General features: G+C 35.1%; 18 protein-coding genes. 1 reads left to right on the top strand and 17 read right to left on the bottom strand.

The features are described from left to right. Positions 1-4: 4 nt before the first annotated feature. The 14 genes from E5D58_RS01810 to E5D58_RS01745 form a co-directional block, all read right to left on the bottom strand. Entirely contained in the window at positions 5-1,414 is a 1,410-nt protein-coding gene (locus E5D58_RS01810) for a porin family protein (protein ID WP_136480117.1), read from the bottom strand. A gap of 121 nt (positions 1,415-1,535) precedes the next feature. After that, positions 1,536-1,922 carry a hypothetical protein gene (locus E5D58_RS01805; protein WP_136480116.1) on the bottom strand — a complete coding sequence of 129 codons (387 nt, stop codon included), beginning with the start codon at positions 1,920-1,922 and terminating at the stop codon, positions 1,536-1,538. A 63-nt stretch (positions 1,923-1,985) separates the two neighbouring features. Further along, complete coding sequence (locus E5D58_RS01800) at positions 1,986-3,527, bottom strand: arylsulfatase (RefSeq protein WP_136480115.1); 1,542 nt, start codon at positions 3,525-3,527, stop codon at positions 1,986-1,988. Positions 3,528-3,606: 79 nt separating this feature from the next. Continuing rightward, on the bottom strand, positions 3,607-5,808 hold the full coding sequence (locus E5D58_RS01795) for a DUF748 domain-containing protein (RefSeq protein WP_136480114.1): 2,202 nt from the start codon (positions 5,806-5,808) through the stop codon (positions 3,607-3,609). 8 nt (positions 5,809-5,816) lie between these two features. Next, complete coding sequence (locus E5D58_RS01790) at positions 5,817-7,694, bottom strand: DUF3604 domain-containing protein (RefSeq protein ID WP_136480113.1); 1,878 nt, start codon at positions 7,692-7,694, stop codon at positions 5,817-5,819. A 12-nt stretch (positions 7,695-7,706) separates the two neighbouring features. Then, positions 7,707-8,654: a transporter gene (locus E5D58_RS01785; RefSeq protein ID WP_136480112.1), complete on the bottom strand. Its 948-nt coding sequence runs from the start codon at positions 8,652-8,654 to the stop codon at positions 7,707-7,709. A 15-nt stretch (positions 8,655-8,669) separates the two neighbouring features. Then, a complete protein-coding gene (locus E5D58_RS01780; RefSeq protein ID WP_136480111.1) occupies positions 8,670-10,250 on the bottom strand; it encodes an arylsulfatase in 1,581 nt (526 codons plus the stop codon). A gap of 85 nt (positions 10,251-10,335) precedes the next feature. Further along, positions 10,336-11,394 (bottom strand): DUF6515 family protein, encoded by a 1,059-nt coding sequence (locus tag E5D58_RS01775; RefSeq protein ID WP_136480110.1) that lies wholly within the window; start codon positions 11,392-11,394, stop codon positions 10,336-10,338. 28 nt (positions 11,395-11,422) lie between these two features. Further along, on the bottom strand, positions 11,423-12,151 hold the full coding sequence (locus E5D58_RS01770; RefSeq protein WP_136480109.1) for a DUF2092 domain-containing protein: 729 nt from the start codon (positions 12,149-12,151) through the stop codon (positions 11,423-11,425). A 145-nt stretch (positions 12,152-12,296) separates the two neighbouring features. Then, complete coding sequence (locus E5D58_RS01765; RefSeq protein ID WP_235835817.1) at positions 12,297-12,731, bottom strand: DUF192 domain-containing protein; 435 nt, start codon at positions 12,729-12,731, stop codon at positions 12,297-12,299. A 58-nt stretch (positions 12,732-12,789) separates the two neighbouring features. Continuing rightward, entirely contained in the window at positions 12,790-13,719 is a 930-nt protein-coding gene (gene lgt / locus E5D58_RS01760) for a prolipoprotein diacylglyceryl transferase (protein WP_136480107.1), read from the bottom strand. 17 nt (positions 13,720-13,736) lie between these two features. Then, positions 13,737-14,864: a peptidylprolyl isomerase gene (locus E5D58_RS01755; RefSeq protein WP_136480106.1), complete on the bottom strand. Its 1,128-nt coding sequence runs from the start codon at positions 14,862-14,864 to the stop codon at positions 13,737-13,739. A gap of 9 nt (positions 14,865-14,873) precedes the next feature. Further along, positions 14,874-15,407, bottom strand: coding sequence for a gliding motility-associated peptidyl-prolyl isomerase GldI (gene gldI, locus E5D58_RS01750; protein ID WP_136480105.1), 534 nt, complete (start codon positions 15,405-15,407; stop codon positions 14,874-14,876). After that, positions 15,400-16,419, bottom strand: coding sequence for a DHH family phosphoesterase (locus E5D58_RS01745; protein WP_136480104.1), 1,020 nt, complete (start codon positions 16,417-16,419; stop codon positions 15,400-15,402). Before E5D58_RS01745 ends, gldI begins: the two co-directional genes overlap by 8 nt. Positions 16,420-16,550: 131 nt before the next feature. Between E5D58_RS01745 and E5D58_RS01740 the strand changes: the two genes are divergently transcribed. Next, a complete protein-coding gene (locus E5D58_RS01740) occupies positions 16,551-16,970 on the top strand; it encodes a nucleoside-diphosphate kinase (protein ID WP_136480103.1) in 420 nt (139 codons plus the stop codon). Between the two features lie 129 nt (positions 16,971-17,099). On the opposite strand, the gene E5D58_RS01735 is transcribed toward E5D58_RS01740, so the two are convergent. The 3 genes from E5D58_RS01735 to recF all read right to left on the bottom strand — a co-directional run bounded on the left by E5D58_RS01735 (position 17,100) and on the right by recF (position 18,768). Further along, positions 17,100-17,291, bottom strand: coding sequence for a cold-shock protein (locus E5D58_RS01735; protein WP_019386352.1), 192 nt, complete (start codon positions 17,289-17,291; stop codon positions 17,100-17,102). 98 nt (positions 17,292-17,389) lie between these two features. Then, positions 17,390-17,686: a DUF721 domain-containing protein gene (locus tag E5D58_RS01730; protein WP_136480102.1), complete on the bottom strand. Its 297-nt coding sequence runs from the start codon at positions 17,684-17,686 to the stop codon at positions 17,390-17,392. A 2-nt stretch (positions 17,687-17,688) separates the two neighbouring features. Further along, positions 17,689-18,768, bottom strand: coding sequence for a DNA replication/repair protein RecF (gene recF, locus E5D58_RS01725; RefSeq protein ID WP_136480101.1), 1,080 nt, complete (start codon positions 18,766-18,768; stop codon positions 17,689-17,691). Between the last annotated feature and the right edge of the window lie 63 nt (positions 18,769-18,831).

The raw sequence follows: 18,831 nt of genomic DNA, 5'->3' as shown, positions 1-18,831 counted from the left end.
GGATCTATATTTTTTCACCGAAATCTTTGATTTTTTTATTTAAAATGGGAACATCTACCCCAATCACGAACTGCACTCTCGTATATTTTAATTCGCTAAGAGCGGTATTATTTTCGGCGGAAGATTTGCCAAAATCAAAGGCATAAGGACTTTCAAAACTACTTGTGCTATTAGAATATGTAAATCCAGATATTATACTTAGCCATTTGAGTTTCCAATCCACCCCCAAGGAAATATGCAAAAAGTCTTCTCCAATATCTAAACGCTCGTTTTCTGGCGATGAAATATCGAGAATATTAGGATCGGTTTTATAGGCATTAAAGTCTGTAGAAAACCCGCCAAAGGCCTTTAAATTATCTCGTAATTTATATTCAGCACCAATCCCGAAGTTAATGACTGTTTTTCGAGATTCATCAAAGTTAACCGGGGTGAGCTCTCCATTGCCCGTATCAATATCTGGAACCGCTATTCTGGTATAAGTGTTGAGACCATCTACAAAGTCTAAATTTAAATGAATCTTTCCATTGGTAATTGGTATACCAGCTCCTACTGAGACACCAAGAGGTTCTTTTCTTTTTGATGTGAGGTCGTCAAAATTGTAGTCGACATATTGATTGAAATCTGCTCCAACACCAGAAACTATTTTTGAATAGGAAAAACGGCCGTCTTGAACCAGTTCCAAATAGGGCAGGTTAATGTTTACCCCCAGAGCGAACTTTGGAAACTTGTAATTAGCGCCTAGTTTTAAAAACAAGCCATAAGATTTTTGACTAAAACCAATAATATTTTGATAAAAGGCAATATCATTCCCTGTTGATTCAACGATATGAGTTACGGCAGAACTTTCCTTTTTATCATAAATAGATAAGAATGCGGAAACACCAACGTTAAAGTATTCGTTTACTTTATATGCCCAAGAACCTCCTGTCCAATGATCGTTTAGCCGGGAGTTCAAATTAATTTTGGTGTTTTGGTTAAAGGCATTAGGGAACTGTTCAAAAATGGATTCGTCTAGATAATTACTGTCATAACTCAGATTGGTATTAAAATTGGCTTTTGTTAAATAAGAATATGCGAAGCGTGTATTAAAAAGATTAAATACACCACCAGCCATGGTTGAGGCACTATTAAAACTTGTATTACTTAATTGAGCATCATTTTGATTGGGATTATTAAGCTTGATATTCTCGAGTTGATAAGCTTTTGCGTTTAACGAGAACCCTACATTTTTGCTATTTGCTAAAAATGACGGGTTGTAATAGGTGAGACCCAAATCGGAGACACTACCTGTAACATTTCCTGCCAGCAGTATAGAGCGGTTACCAAAATTGTTGAACTTGTAGTTCCCTTCTTGGGAATAAGCATTTATGGCATAAAGACATAAAAAGAGAACAAGAAAATACTTTAGGATCATTATTTATATAAGTTGTGCAAGTAAACTTAATTCTAAATTAAAAATAATCAAAGTATAATTTAATGGTTAAACAAAAAAGCTCAAGTGTAAACTTGAGCTTTTCATGTTGTTAAGGTATGGTTTACATACCAACTAGTTTTAATGCTTTTTGAAGCAAATCAGGGTTACTACTTACATAGTCTATAGCCGCCTGAGTTAATGATTTATCTCCTAAAACAGATTTCATTAAGCCTTTAAGTCCGCCTGTGTTTTTTGTAGCTAATCCCATTAAGGCGTCTTTGGTATCTGGATTAGACTTTAGGTGATCTATAGTTTTTTCTTGTAGCTCTTTATCTTTCATTAAAGCCTCTTTTATCTGATCTGCTTGATTAGAAGAACTGGCTTGCGCGACTACATCTTTACCAGCTTTGTTTAAATCTTTGGTGTTAACAGAAGGTAATGTTTGAGCCGATAAGGTAGATACTGTTGAGAATGCTATAGCAATAGCAAAGAATAATACTTTTTTCATAATGTTTGTTTTAAGTTAACAAATAAAGGGAGCGATAATCTCCCTTTATTTATATTATTGTTATTAGTTATTTCCTGGTTCAGTTAATTTTTCCATGACTTTGTCCAAGCTAAAGCTGGCGGCTTTCATTCTTGGAGGGTAATCTTTAAAGGTACTTAAAAATTTACCAACATAGGCCTGGGCAGGAACCAATAAAAATGCATGGTCTAGTAACCAATCGTAATAGGTGTTTGAAGTGATTGTTGCAAACTCATACGGATCACGTCTTAAATTATATATCATTGGCAACCTTAATGGGGTGAAAGGGTTAGCCCAAACGCCTAAAGTACCTGCCATTCGTTGTTCCATAAAAATAAGTTTCCAGTCATCATAACGAAAGGCTGTTAAATCGCCATCATCAGAGAAATAAAATATTTCATGACGTCTTCCTTTGTCTTCTTGCCCTGTTAAGTATGGTAACATATTGTAACCATCTAAATGTACCTTAAAGTTTTTACCATTAGCAGAATGCCCTTTTAGTAGTTTATCTTTTACCTTGTCATCACCAGCTGCAGCCAAGAATGTTGGCATCCAGTCCATCCCGGAAAAAATCTCATTTGAGATGGTTCCAGCAGGAATTTTACCAGGCCATTTTACCATGGCAGGTACACGCCATCCACCTTCCCAGTTGGTGTTCTTTTCTCCTCTAAATGGGTTTATACCGGCATCTGGCCATGTGTTTTTATGAGGACCATTGTCTGTAGAATAAAGTACAATCGTATTGTCTGCAATGCCAAGTTCATCCAATAGATCTAAGAACAAACCAATATGCATATCATGTTCAACCATACCATCTCCGTACTCATTTTGTCCCGAGAGCCCCTTGTGTTCTTCTTTTACATGGGTTCTAAAGTGCATACGCGTTCCATTCCACCAACAGAACCAAGGTTTGCCTGCAGCATGTTGTTTTCTAATCCAATCCATTGCCGCCTTTGAAGATTCATCATCAATAGTTTCCATACGTTTCTTAGTAAGTGGTCCTGTATCTTCTATTTTACCATCAGCGGTAGAGTGAATAACACCTCTTGGACCAAATTTCTTTCTAAAATCTGGATATTTAGCTGGGTCTGGATAATCTGGTAATTCTGGCTCTTCTTCGGCATTTAAATGATAAAGGTTTCCAAAAAATTCATCAAAACCATGATTGGTAGGTAAATGTTCGTCGCGATCACCTAAATGATTTTTTCCAAATTGCCCACTGGTATACCCAAGGGGTTTCAATAATTCTGCAATGGTAGGGTCTTTTTCACTGATTCCTTCTGCCGCACCTGGCATACCTACTTTACTTAAGCCCGTTCTAAATACACTCTGTCCTAAAATAAAAGAAGAACGTCCTGCAGTACAACTTTGTTCTGCGTAATAGTCCGTGAAAATAGTCCCTTCTTTGGCTATTTTATCAATGTTAGGGGTTTGGTAACCCGTTATGCCCATTGAATAAGCACTAATGTTTGATTGCCCAATATCATCGCCCCAAAGTACCAAAATGTTAGGTTTTTTCTGGGACCAAGCAGATAATGACATTGAGAGTATTATAGCAAATACTCCCAGCGATTTAAAAATCCTCATAGTTTAAAATATTAATAGTTAAAAAATTAAAGTTACTAGGTTATTATTTTTTTTACAAGTTTGTTTAGTTAATTCTCTATCATTGTTCAATAGTAGCTTCTTCTTCAATGGTTTTCGCAGTATTATTTATTTCTTCAGTCATACCGTAGCTAATCAGGTATTTTGGATAAGCTCCTACATTTTCAGGCGCTTCTTTATCTGAAGTCTTAACTTTGATTTTTGTTGAAAACGATTGTTCTTTTAAATAGTCTATAGTGGTTTTAACAAGTTTTTCATTTCGAAGATTTACAACACTATCAAACCGAACGGTGTTAGTTAGTTGTTTTATGGCGTCATTAAAAGGGATACCTTCACTACCTGTTTTTTTGTAAACAAATTTTTTAAACTGCTTGTCTTTTTTTAGATAGTCTTGATTGGTTTCCTGTTTAAATAGAGCTCCTGCATAATCTTTCGCTAACGCATCCCTCTGCAATTCTTTATCTGCAAAATAGGTTAACTCAATTTGTAACTCAGGCTTCTTTGATTCTAATTCCAATAACTTATCCAGTTGTTTTAGTTGTTTACCAGTGGGGATGGTATCTGTATACGCAAATTCAATTTCTTCAAGCTCTTTCGGGTCCCCACCAACCAACCCTACTAAGAAATTTACTGGCGAAGCCACAGTTTTTCCAATTACATTTTTAAATGTTTGCCAGATAATTTTTCTAGTATCATAGTCGGGGCTTTTAACATCGCCTCTAACCGGGAGTTCTAAATTAACATCTCCATTTTTATCGGTTAATAAAAAGAAAGCAAATTTGAGGGGTAAGTCGTATAAGCCACCTTTTACATTTTCAAGAGAGGCGTTTTTAACGAGAAGTTTGTTTTCGCTCGTAATATTGCCATCAACTAGTTTTGATTTAGAATAGTAATACATATCACCTTCTAAAATGCTATGTCCCATATAGTAATTAGTGTATAGGTTCAAATCGGGCAGAAGGAACTTTTCTACAGAGATATCAAGTGTTGCGTTGTAAAAATCATTCGGATTGATGCCGAGCTGCGCTTTTAAGTTTCCTCTTTCATTAAGTAGCATGGTAGAATTGAGATCTAACCAATTTGAAGTGCTAGAAATGTCTTTTGACTCTATTTCAATATGGCTTAGGTGATATTTGAACGGATCCCCCGTTAAATTATCTGTATAATCTAGAATACCGTTGTTTAAGGAAAAGTTATGAATAGTATAAGTTATGGCATCTTGAGTGGGCTTATTGTGCACAGAGTCAACTTGGATTACCTTAATTTCAGGTTCGACAGGTTCATTAAATTTAAAAATGTTAAAGAAATTATTAGAAACAGAATCAAGTTGAAACAACGTATAAGAGTCAGTAATATTTACCGAGTTAAAAACATAGTTATTTTTCGAATAATCAATTTTATCGATGGTGGTTCCAACTAATTTTGCCGATAAAAATTCTTGATTCAAGGTGTCAGTCATTTTAAAATTTTGTACTTCTAACTCGCCAGAAACAAGAGATTCAACTGCCCTATAGGTGTTACCTACAATATCGATCTGTGAATTTACCACCCCTTCAAAAGAGTTTACATAAGCGTAGGGCTTTATGTAATTTAAAAAATTATCGAGATAGAGTTGGTTTATTGTAAAGTGTGCATCGAAATCTCCCGTGGCAGGATTGATATTTAATGCCGATTCAAAGTATCCACCTCGTTTAAAATTAAACTTGAGATCTGCACTGCTCTTTTCCTCTTGATTCCAACCAATAAAAGGAATAAGACAGGAAAAGTCTTCAATATGAGTTTCTTTATTTACATTTTCGTTATTAAAAAAGAAATCGGCTTCCTTTAATTCAATATTTGAAATTTCATATTTAAATAAATTATCTTCCTTTTTTGTAAGAGAGTCTTCCTCCGAGGTGTGAAATGCGATAAGATCATCAAAATTGAACGTTGAATCTTTCATGATTGTTTTAACCACTAGTCCACTTATATAAAATTGTTCAACTACTTTTTCATTGAAAAACAATCTGTAAGGTTCCATATCAAGAATTAAGGTATCAAAGGTCGTGAACTCATCAACCTCATTTTGTTCATACATTTTAAAATCATGAACTTGAATAGTACTGGAGAAATAATTGTATTTAAGTTTTCCAATTTCTATTTTTCTCCCAAGAAGTTCTTTACTATTGTTGATCGCGTAATTTTTAACAATAGTTGGTATGAAGAACATTGTTATACCAACTATTACTATAATCCCTAAAAGTATTTTAAATCGTTTATTCATTTAATCAATTACATTGATTTAGTAGGGGTGCACCAAATAGGACTCGACCAAACACGTTCTTGAACAGTTTTTGCAACATGATCTGGGTAAACAACACCCTCTCTAATTTCATCCCAAAGCGTCCATCTTGCTGTTGGAAGCTGAAGTGCTCTCACGTAGTAAAATGAAATTTCATCGGCATTAAAATCCGGATCGGACCAGGTGAGACTAAACTGTGTTGCTCCTTTCGAATTATCAAAAGCACCTGTTTTTAGGTCCACTTGGGCATCAGTTGGGGTTACACTGCCGTCTGCGTTTAGTCTATTGTCTGATACGGCTACATTATAAGTTTTCTCCTGAAGTTTCCCATCTTTATACCAACCTTTTATAACTTGAACTCTATCAAGATTGGCATTCATTGGGTCTTTTAAAACCCAAATTAAAAATTTTGGTTTTTCGTTTGGGCTAACTGTTAAATCACCGCCCATAGGTACCCCTTTGTCATAGCCATCTTTTGCCAAATCGTCATAACTTTCATAGCTATCCTTATATCCATAACCTGCAAAAAACCGAACTTTCATTCGAGGACCACTTGTTGCAAATGTTTCTCTATTGTAAAGTCCATCCCAAATGCCTTCACGGGTATTATTGTTCGCCCATACTCCTGTGATAGCTCCTGGGTTTATGTCATAGGTTTTTGCCCAACCTGGAACTTCATTTATAACTCTGTCTTGAGCTGTACCATCTGTTAATCCATGACTACCTGAATAGTTATCTTCTTCAACATTACTCATCTCTCCATTATGATTATCGGTTCCCCCATTGAATCCTAATTTGTATGGATTTACGCCTAATTTGATTTGGTATTCAAGACCTTTTTTTAATCCGTGTCGAACAAAATTCTTTTCTTCAAATAAGCGTCCACTATAATTTTTTAAAGACTCTGCATTTTCAAACTGGGCAAACTCATCATTAGGCCAGAACTTTGGATAAACTTCTGAGGCCCCTTTTATTTGCATAATTTCAATGGTGCGTTCATACTGTGCACGCTTTTCGGCGTAATTCTTAGTTAGTGGCATACCATCAGGCATATTTTCATCGAACATCATGCCCTTACTGGCATTTGAATTATGAGGAATTGCCAATACGGTAGACCCATTCTTTGTAATTTGATCCAACCAAGCCCAAAGCTCGGTTTCACGATTTACTTCTATATAACTTACAGGTAAATCAGGCACAATAGTATCTCTAAAAATGATGTTCCGGTGAAGGTTGCCGCCTGCGGGAGCACCAGACCATTCAAAGGCATGAAGTGTTGTGAATTTACCGGGTTTATAATTTTTTTCGGTGGCTTCGTTCATTAATGACCACGCATCCATAGTGGTGGTAACCCCTTGATAAAATGGTGGGTGCTGCGGTGTGGCACTCCTATTACTTTTAACAACGAGATCAAGAAATAATTGTTCGGCTTCTTCCAAGCCCTTAACATTTCTTAATTGTTTTGCTTCCGTTGAATTATAACCCTTAGCATTGGGATTCATAACCGTTTGCATTTCACCTATATATTCAGAATGGTCGGTCACAGCCGCAAAATCTAAAGGTCGTTTAAGTTGCACTTTTTTGCCAGTTAATTCTAAAAGCATTTCTTCACCTTGTGCAAAACGAAGCGATTGATCTGGTGTAAGTCTATTGCCGCCAATATAGGCGTCTAATGAGTAGGAGGTATGCATATGTGTTTCACCAAAAAAAGCTTCCTTGTTTTCAAAATAAGGGATTGTACTTTCTTGATATGCATCACTCTGTTCTACAGTTGATTCTTCCGTAATTGTTTTTTGCTCATTTTTGCAATTAGTTAGCGTAAGACAACTAAATACAAGAACAATACAGATTAATTGAAAAGGTTTCATAGTTATAGTGTTTTAATTTTTTTCTGTTTTGGCGTATACAAAGACTAAGCCTAACCGGAACATATTTCCGTCTAACCCATTGTCTCCTGCAAGGACGATCCCATAGCTTGATGTAGCTGCAAGAAAAGGTAGTATTTGATAGCCTGCGGATATGCCTCCTCCTAAAACGTGAATTTTATTATCTTGAGCTTGACCATCTATTTCAGATTCACCTCCAATGGCATACCTCAAGTCTATTCCTGCCCAGAATTTATTTGTTAGATTATGTGTCAGGTGGTTTTCAATTCCAAAAAGGGGATTTTGTATAACTTCGTCCCCTTGTACAATAATAGAAGGATCTGTGTTTTTGGTGTATAATTGTATATAGGGGTAAGATTCTATCCAAATAAGTCTTTTTGAATTTTTAGATAAAGGAAAACTCATGGGGGTTCCAAATTCAATGGTAAACCTGTTAGTGCCTAGGTTTAATAGTTTAGAAGCGTCATATGAGCCCGAATACCAAACTCTTAGATAGCCAAACATTGAATATGCTGGAGTGTGTTGGGTAAACTCCTTAATAGATAGTGAAGGAGCGCCTATTAGCCCTACTTTAAAGGCTATAAATCCATCTGAAAATCCAGAGTTATTTAACCCTGTAAAAATTTCACCTTGATCAGTAACAATAGTACCGGAGGCATTTGCAGGGTTAAACATGAATTGAACTTGAGCAAATCGCTCACCTAATCCAAAGTTATAAAATAAGGTTGTAGGGAATACATTAACATTAATATCCGAGTCTGTTAAATAAATATTTCCTGCAGGGACTAAATTTTGATTTAAATTTAAGTATTTAGGATTTGCACCAATAACACCTTTAGGTCCTAATAAGTATGATCTTGGCCCATCGCCTTGAGAATGGGCGACTATACTGATGAGTAACAATCCTATTGTGTATACAAGAATATGTCTAGATTTAAACATTGCCACTGGTATTAATTATAAGCCAATTTGTTTAGGCGGATATTTTTTAAAGGTAGCGGCATGTGCTTTTAACTTCGCACCTAGAGTTGCCAGCCACGCACTACGCCTATGGCCTACAGGCATTTCTTCTTTTGGGTCAATATATAAGTTAAACATCCATGGTGCTAGACCTACATCTTGAACTGTAGAATAATCAATCCACATGTGGGTATCCTGGGGAATAATAACCTTGATGTGCTGTTTGTATTCTTTCATACGAATAGCCATCAATTCTTTACCCCACCAAAAATATACAGCCTCTCTATTCGTTTTTCCGTCTTCTAAAAACAGGAAGCTCGACTGATCAATAAAATCATAATAATTATTTTTAGGTAGTACGTCTGTAGAAATTCCAGCGAGTCTTAGATTTATTCCAAACAGATCCATCAAATCAAAAATATCATCACTCTGACGACCAGGTGCTATAATGCCTTTCCAATAAGCTATTCCTGGAATACGCACGCCACCTTCAAAAGTGGTTCCTTTAGCGCCTCGAAAGGGGGTGTAGCCGCCATCTGGCCATGAATCCATCTGTGGACCATTATCAGAGGTAATAAAAATAAAAGTGTTTTCTAACACCCCAGCTTCATCCAGAGTCTTAACAATATTTCCAATATGCATATCAACTTCTGCAACTGCATTTTTGTAAGCATATTTTGCCGCGCTTAAACCAGGATAATCAGGATTATCATGATTATCGGCATGAACTTTCATGAAATTGTGATCAATAAAAAATGGTTGCTCTGATTGAGCTAATTCTTTAATTCTTGAAATGGTGAAATCTGTAAGCACTTGATCTGCTCTACCCATGTCTTCTATGGATTTCACTTGGCTTACTTTTTTAGTCTTACCGCCTTTAAATCCATGTTGAAGGTGATCGTCTGGTCTAATACCTTCAAAATCTGCCATTCTTTCTGGATTTAATACTAAATCGGGATAACGTCTCGGATCCACACCTTGAGAGATTTCTTTTTGAGCAGGGTAATAGCCCATAAATTCATCATAACCCACATCATGAGGTCGCATGCCTACAGCTTCTCCAATATGCCATTTCCCAGTTAATAAGGTATAATAACCAGCTTTACCAAGTAACGTAGCAATGCTAGTTTCTGTGTCCCATGGGTTTTGCGTTAATATGTCTCCAGCTAGAATTGGTCGAATCAATCCAGTGCGAACTGGTAATCTACCTGTACGAATGGCTGACCGAGTTGATGTACAGGTCTGTTGTGAATAACATGATGTGAGTTTTAAGCCTTCAGCCGCAAATCTATCCATGTTAGGCGTAGCTGCACCAATAGCAGCCCCTCCGCCATAACACCCTGGGTCCCCATAGCCCATATCATCTACTATCAACCAAACTATATTTGGTTTTTTACCTGTCTTTTTTTTTAGATCAGAGAGCTTTTTTGAAACTTCCTTTTCCTGGTCTGGATGCGGAATGGATCCTTCAAAGTTTTCTGCAGCTTTAACAGATCTGTCAAAGTTTTGAGCATTTAAGATATATGGGCATACACAAAAAAAGTATAAGGCCGCAATAACTATTATGGTGTTTTTCATAGCAAAACATAATGGAAAATGAACAATGTTATAATATTAAGCAGGTATCCAGGTTTAAAGATAACCTTCTATGTTTGAAGGGGTTTTATCCTTCTTTCTTGACCTCTACAATTTCATACATGTTTTTACCATCTACTTGAATAGGTTGGTAATAAGTTTGTCCAAATTGAACATAGGTTACATCTCCTATTTTAACCTCTTCGCCACCTTCTGGCAATCCAGGTACAATTGTCCCAGCAGTTGCAGGTACAACAATGTAGCCATCTTCGTTTTCTTCGTAAAAAGCACCTCCGTAATAATAATTCGTGGTATTATTAACTTCTACTTTCTCAGCTTCTTTAGGGATATCCGGGACTTCTGCTCCAATTGGGGCTTGTACAGCAACAAAACCATCTTCAGTTTTTAAATAGTAGTTTCCGTTTTCATAATTATACTCTTCCTTTTCATTGGTGTCATCGTTAGTTATGCTAACAATAATAGCAGTTGTTGCTAAAGTAGCTACAAAGAAGCCCCAAGGGTGATAAACAGGCCCCCAATAAAATGGCACATATGGATGGTAGAAATACGGTCTATGACAATAATAACCAAAGCCGCCATATCTGTAAGGAGGTCGCACGTAAGCTCTACCGCTAGCTCTTACATAGGTGTTTCTGTTGTTAACGTTAATATTAATATTATTATTTACGCGCCTATTGTTGTTGCCTATTTTGTTGTTGTTCCCCGCTTTGTTTCCAACCTTGTTTCCAGTTTTATTTCCAGCCCTATTTGTCGACCTATTTTTAACGTCAGAGGTTTTTCTGTTGCTAACTTTGGATTGGCCAGTACTTGCTCTGTTACTAGTGGCTGGTCTTGTTGTTTTATTGGGGATGTTGCTTTTATTAGAAAAGTCACGACTTTTATTTCTTGTACTACCACCATTTATGGATCTGTTTTGTGGTCTTTGTGTAGTTGTAGGACGAGATTGTCTTGTTGTTTGATGGCTCCTACTAGGCGTATGTGTTGGTCTAGACATGGAATGCCCACCACCTCTGTGGCCACCTCCGCCTCTCATACGCTGAGAAAACATATTGGATGGAAGTATTAATGCAATAAAAAGTAATAAAAGAGCTAGGGTATGTTTTATGTTGAATTTATGTGATGTCATACTATATAAATTTTAAGAATGCGTTGAATTAAGATTTCTTAAGGATGCTTATTAATTTAGCCGTAGGGGGCGCTAAAAAATTAAAAACAGCATCTGGAATATCGGGATTCAAAGTCCAGTTACTAAATGTAGATTCATATTGCATGTTGTCTTTATTTTTGTAAATAATTACAAAATGCTTTGGCAACAAGTAGGTTTTATTAGAAATCCAAATTTGCACATTCATGTTTTTGTTTATTGCCATGATGTGATAGCACTCTTCTTCAGCCAAGGTCTTTTTTCCTAGAAATTTAATTTCGTCAAAATACTCCATCATATCATCTGTAAAGTCGGGGTAAAAGAAATCGGCAGCAGGAAACTTGAAATCATAATTTTCATTCATTTGATTTATCATCTCTAATGTGCTTTCAGGAGCTGCAAGTGTTACATAATTATTTTCATCAAAATTATAATATGTCATAAAAGAGCCATCGTACCAAAATCCACTTTTTCCTCTAGAACCTTCTGTTCTAGATAATAGCTTATTAGGGCCAGAAAAAGACACAGTGCTTTTAGAGTAGTGCTTTACAATGTTTTTTGAGGTGTCTAACTTGTCAATAGACGTATTTAAATCAAAGGTTACAGCGTTTAAATTGCCAATAACATCACTCATTTTGTCTAAAATAAAAATGGCGGTAGAGTCAATATTTTTAGAATTCTGGGAGTGCCCTAGTAAGCAAAATATTAATAGGGTTGTAACAAATAGCGGTTTTTTCATAATAGCAATGAAGGTAAAATTAAATGATTAATAATGTAGGTTACAAAGCTGAAGGGCTTCAGTTTTTTCATAAAAATAAGAAAAATCGGATTGGCAATATGGAAATTTAGATTATTTTTTTGTTAATCTGGCCTTGGCGAAAACATTAATTATGTCTTTTGAAACTAACACTGTCACCAACATTTATGGACAATTGCTGTATAAGTCCTGCATTTATTTCAAGAACATATTGCGCAGGAGCTTTCGATGGTAATGAAGATTCATCAAAAGGTTTTGCATGTTCTTGAAAGCTAACTATTTTTTTATCTGAATTAAGATAGAGTAAGTCTAAAGGGATTTTTGTGTTTTTCATATAAAAAAAACGCTCTTGCTCATCTTCAAAAATGAAAAGCATTGCTTGGTTTGTTTTCATGAAGTCTCTATACATCAACCCTGTTTGAACAGCAAAATCTGTCTCTGCTATTTCTATATCGAATAACACGGTACTTGAGTCGGTTTTTTTATAAACGGATAGTTCTCCGTCTTTGGAGAATTCAATCTTAGTTTGCTTAATCTGTTTTATGTTGTCTTTGCACGCCATTAGAAAAATAGCGAAGCTGAAAAAAAGAAAGCAAAATCTAGTCATGATCAAGTTTGTATTATTCTTTTTGATCTTTCGGTTTGAAAACGAACATAAAATATAGTCCAATTAACACAAAAGGAATACTTAGCCATTGTCCTGTGTTGAAGTTGAACCAATTAATGTATTCTTCTCCTTGGGGTTCTTTAGTGAATTCAATAAAAAATCTAATGGTCCATAGCAGTACCAAAAATAACCCAAATAGAAACCCAGATTGGTTTCTTTTAGATGTTTTAGAGTAGAAGTACCATAAAATTAAAAACACAAAAATATAGCAGAATGACTCATATAGTTGGGAAGGATGCCTGTAAGGAACAGCATCTAATAAATTTTGAAATTGTGGATTGTCGGTTACGGCATTATAAGCTTCTTGAACATCCTTTATCCCTGTACGCTGCATAATTTCACTTTTATAGTATTGATCTTGAATAAAACGAACACCAAAATTTGAATCTGTTATTTTTCCGATAATTTCAGAATTAATAAAATTACCCATTCTTATAAAAACAGCACCAGAAGCCACGGGAATAACAATTCTGTCTAATAGCCATAATATTGATTTGTACTGATATTTTTTTCGATATAAATACATTCCAATAATAATACCTATTGCAGCACCATGGCTCGCTAACCCTTGAAAACCTGTAAATTCAAACCCTCCCTTAAATTTAAACGGAAGAAAAATGCTAAAGAAGTCCTCGGAAATTAGTTCTGACTGATAGAATAAAACATGCCCCAATCTGGCTCCAAGCATTGTTGCCAAGACCGTATAAATAAAAAGCGGGTCTAAATAATCTGTAGAAACCTTTTCTTTGGTGAAAATACGCTTCATGATATACCAACCTAAAATAAAGGCAATAACCCACATTAAACTGTAGAAGTGTAATTTAAAATTACCAATTATATCAATTCCTGTTACAGGGTTCCAGTCTAGTTTTAAAGCATGCATATTCAGTGCGTTTTATTCTAATTAAGAAGTTCAATTATTTCAACTTCAAATATAAGGTTTGTTTTTGCAGGAATACCTCTGGTTCCAGACTCGCCATAGGCTAAGTGGTAAGGTATAAAAAGGGTGGCCTTATCGCCAACTTTAAGTTGTTGAAGTCCTTCCTTAAACCCTGGTATCATGCCAGCATTTGGTCCAATACGTGCAGAAATAGGTTGGTATCTTCCTGCTGCTTTTCGTTTTTCGTCCAGAGCATCAAGAGATTCGGCTATTTCAGCGTCACTTGTCTCTAGAAGGCTTCCGTCTTCGAAATATAAAGCATAGTGCGTTAGTACGGTTGCTTCGGTAGGTAGTTTTATTTCAGTTCCTTCTTTAGTAATAAGATACTGTAGTCCAGATTCTAATGTTATAGCTTTTGCTTTTTGAGCTTCAAACTTTTCTTTTGTAGCTTTTAAAATAGCTTCTTTTTTAGCGGCTCTTTCCTTTTCTAATCGTTCTTCTTCTGCAAAATGCGATACAAATATTTCATTGGCATCAAACTTTTTTGCTTCTTTACCTTTTCTAATAATGTTTAGCTCTTTAATGACTACATCATTTTTAGGACGATCCTTTTCGTTTGTTTCAACATTAGAAATGGAATCCTGTATATCAAGGCCAAGAATTAATTCGCCAAAAACCGTATGTCTTTGATCCAAGTGAGGTTTTGGTTTTTCGGTAATAAAAAATTGACTTCCGTTGGTTTTAGGACCAGCGTTTGCCATTGATAGAATCCCTGGTTTGTTATGTTTCAACTCTGGATTAAATTCATCTTTAAATCGATACCCAGGGTTTCCCTTTCCAGTGCCAGTAGGATCTCCTGCTTGAATCATAAAACCATCGATAACTCTGTGAAAGATAGTGCCATTGTAATAATGCTTTCCTCTATATTCCTCAGAAACCATGGTGTTACTACCCTCTGCTAAAGAGACAAAGTTGGCAACTGTAATCGGCGTTTTTTCTTCTTCAAGCTTAGCCAGCATAATGCCTTTTGTGGTTACAAATTCGGCATATATACCATCTTCAAGGTCAGGGTATTGGGTTTTGCAGGAGCTTATTATAATAGAGCATATTACCAGTAAGAATACAATGGTATTTTTTTTTAGACTCATTTTAAGATTTTAATTTGGGGTAATAGAGTTAATGGTAACTTCGCATATTAGAGGTGTGTTACTTCCTATTTTGTTTTCGTCACCATAATATCCGTATGCCTTTTGGGATGGAAATAGAAAAGTAACCGTTTCTCCAGTTTTCATTAATTTTAAACCTTCACGCAGTCCTGTAAAAAGCTCTTCTTTATCCATTACGTAGTTTTGGGTTTTTAAATCTTCTTTGGAGTATATGAGCTGTCCGTTAAGGGACTTTACGTTGTAGTTGTAATTTACCAAGTCGCCAAAATTTGGCTTGTATAAGGTGTCAGCCTCCATTTTAGTGTTATAATAATACCAAAAACCATTTTCGGAAGCGATGTAGTCTTTTTGTTGGTTTTTTAGTAGATTTTCTATTCTGGCTTGTTCTTTTGCGTTGAGTTTTTTATTTCTTTCTACAGATTCATTAATAAAGGAACCTGTTTTTACAGAAACTGGTCTTCTTGCTTCTGGTGTTTTGCAACCAAATGCTAGTAAGGTAAAGATTAGAATTAAGAGTTTATTCATTATTCAGGGCTTTGTTATAACTAGGCAATATACTAATAAAATTATCAACCGTAGCTTTTAAAGAGGTATAGCTCTTACCTCCAGCTGCATTAGTGTGGCCACCACCACTAAAATGCTTACGAGACATTTCATTCACAGAGAAACTACCTTTAGAACGCAACGATATTTTTATGATACCTTCCTTTTTGTCCTCAATAAATATGGCTGCTAATACAATCCCGTTTAGCGACAGCCCATAATTTACAACGCCTTCTGTATCTCCCTTTTTGTAATTGAATGTATTTAATTCTTCTTGCGAGAGCGTTATATACGCTGTTTTTAATTCGGGTATTACTTTTAAGTTCGTTAATGCACAACCTAATAGCTGAAGGCGTTCGTAGCTATTCGTATCGTATACGTTATTGTGAATTTGGGAATTGTTAGCACCTTTTTCTATAAGTCTAGCAACTATACTATGTGTAGTACTTGTGGTTGATGGGAACCTGAACGAACCTGTATCTGTCATAATACCAACATATAAACAAGTAGCAATCTGGCTATCAATGGTGTTTTCATCGCCAAGCATATTAATAAGATTGTATACCATTTCGCAGGTGGAGCTCATGTTAACATCGCTATACATGAATGTGGCATAATCATCTGGAGCTTGATGGTGGTCTACCATGATTTTTAAAGCTTTAGAGTTAGCTAGTAAAGGCTCCATATCTCCTGTTCTATGAAATGCATTAAAATCTAATGTGAATATAACTTCGGCTTCTTCGATTAAAGGGTTACATTGATTTGTTTGCGAGTCGTATTTTAGAATCTGGTCGTTTCCAGGAATCCATTTTAAAAAAGAAGGAAAATCATTTGGTACTATAACCTTTACCTGGTGATTGCTTTTCAAAAGATAGTGATATAACCCTAAAGTGGATCCAATAGCGTCGCCATCTGGGTTTTTATGAGGAACAATCACTATTTTTTTCTTGGTAGCTAAAAGCGCTTTAACCTTTAAGATGTCTTCTTTATTCATAAGCGACGAAGATACAATTTTTTTAAAATTGGATTAATTGTATTTCAGTTTAAATACATTACTTTTGCACGCAAAATATTTAATAAACAAGTCTTTATAATTTTATAAAACAAAATAAATAAAACGATATAATGGCAACAAATAGAACATTTACAATGCTTAAGCCTGATGCGGTTGAAAAAGGACACATAGGGGCAATTTTAGAGAAGATTTCAGCTTCAGGATTTAGAATTGTAGCTATGAAATTAACTCAAATGACTAAAAGCGATGCTGAAGTTTTTTATGCTATACATAAGGAACGTCCGTTTTTTCCGGAATTGGTAACGTACATGACACGCGGCCCTATTGTAGCGGCTATTTTAGAGAAAGAAAATGCTGTTGAAGACTTTAGAACGCTAATTGGTGCTACAAATCCTGCTGATGCTGCCGAAGGAACTATTAGAAAAATGTTCGCGGTTTCGATAAGTGAAAATGCGGTACATGGAAGTGATAGTGATGAAAATGCTGCTATAGAAGGTGCTTTTCACTTTTCAGGCAGAGATCAGTTTTAAATACCGAATCGAAAACGCATACTTTAAAATCCTGCAATCTTTATTGCGGGATTTTTTATTTACTTTTTGGAAATAAAAAAGCCTATCAATTTTGATAGGCTTACTTGTAATTGTTAAATAGTATATATTTTAGACTACTTTTACGTTTACGGCGTTTAATCCTTTTCTACCTTCTTGTAGATCGAATTCTACAACATCACCTTCACGAATTTCATCGATAAGTCCTGAAATGTGTACGAAATGTTCTTTGTTGTTGTCCTCCTCAATGATGAATCCAAAACCTTTAGAATCATTGAAGAATTTTACGGTACCTTTACTCATTGTATTTGTATTATAAAAAATTAAGTTCCAAAGGTAATGTAAATTCTTGTACCTTTTTTGTTTTTAATGAAAATTTTAAAATTTAATGATTGATGTAATTATCTTAAAATCAATTTCTTAATAATTTCTTTGCCTAACTCTTCATTTAACATGTTAATAATTTTCTGTTTTCCATAGCTCAATTCCTCTCTTAATACGCTAGAACTTAATTGCACGTATAATGTTTCGCGCTCTAAGTTTATAGAGGTAGTATAATTATTTACGCCATTGCCCATTAAGTTTACCCAAGCATCAGCTACATTTACTTTGTTTAGGCCTTTTTCTAACTTGTTGGTTTCAACAAATTCTTTTAAGGCTTCAGATATGCTTATATGTTCATTGTTACGTTTAGCCATAGTTATAGTCTGAAAATTTCATAAGATTGGTGTACTTGTTTTACAGCATCCTCTGTTCGTTCACCGTGAGTATCACTTATAAAGAGCTGTCCAAAGTTTTCGTTATCTACTAATTTAATAATTTGAGCAACACGATGTTCATCCAATTTGTCAAAAATATCGTCTAAAAGTAAAATAGGGTTAACACCACTTTGTTTTTTTATAAAATCAAATTGTGCTAGTTTTAAGGCTATTAAAAAAGATTTTTGCTGCCCCTGACTTCCAAACTTTTTAATAGGGTGGGTTTCAATATTAAAACTTAAATCATCTTTGTGAATACCAGTACTGGTGTATTGCAGTGCTTTGTCTTTATTGATAGAGCTCTTGAGCAAGTTGTTTAAATGGTCTTCGAATAAATCGCTATTGTAAACCAAATCGACAATTTCATTGTCATTGCTAATAGCATTATAGCGCGATTTAAAAATAGGGATAAAGGTTTTTAAGAATGCATCTCGTTTTTCAAAAATAACGGTGCCATACTCGGTAAGTTGGCTGTCGTAAACATCTAAAGTATCCTGATTAAAAGTATGGTTTAAAGCAAAATATTTTAGCAAAGCATTGCGTTGCGCCAGAACTTTGTTGTAGTTAATTAAAGCCTTTAAATAAGTTTTGTCGCTTTGAGAAATAACGCTGTCGATAAATTTTCGTCTTGTGGTACTACCTTCTATAATAAGGTCTCTATCTGCTGGAGAAATTATAACCAATGGTAAAAAGCCAATATGGTCGCTAAACTTTTCATAAGTTTTTCCGTTTCTTTTAATTAGTTTTTTTTGTCCGCGTTTTAAACTAATGGCCACTTTTTCTATTTTATCTGCTTTATCATAATCGCCGTTGATGACAAAAAAGTCCTCTCCATGCTTTATGTTTTGCGTGGCTACGGGATTAAAGTAACTTTTCCCAAAGGATAAATGATAAATTGCATCTAGTACATTGGTTTTTCCAATGCCGTTGTTGCCAACAATACAATTTATTTTCTCATTGAAAATGAACGATTTGCTGTCAAAATTTTTGTAGTTAAGTAATGAAAGTGATTTTAAAATCATACAAAAAGCAACTTTGGTGGCAATTAGATGCGTAAACGCTTAAAAGGAAGTGCAAATTATTGA

Source organism: Cognatitamlana onchidii, from assembly GCF_004804355.1.
GTDB lineage: Bacteria > Bacteroidota > Bacteroidia > Flavobacteriales > Flavobacteriaceae > Cognatitamlana > Cognatitamlana onchidii.
Note: the sequence above shows the minus strand (reverse complement) of the source record. Positions and strands in the feature narration are given on the sequence as shown.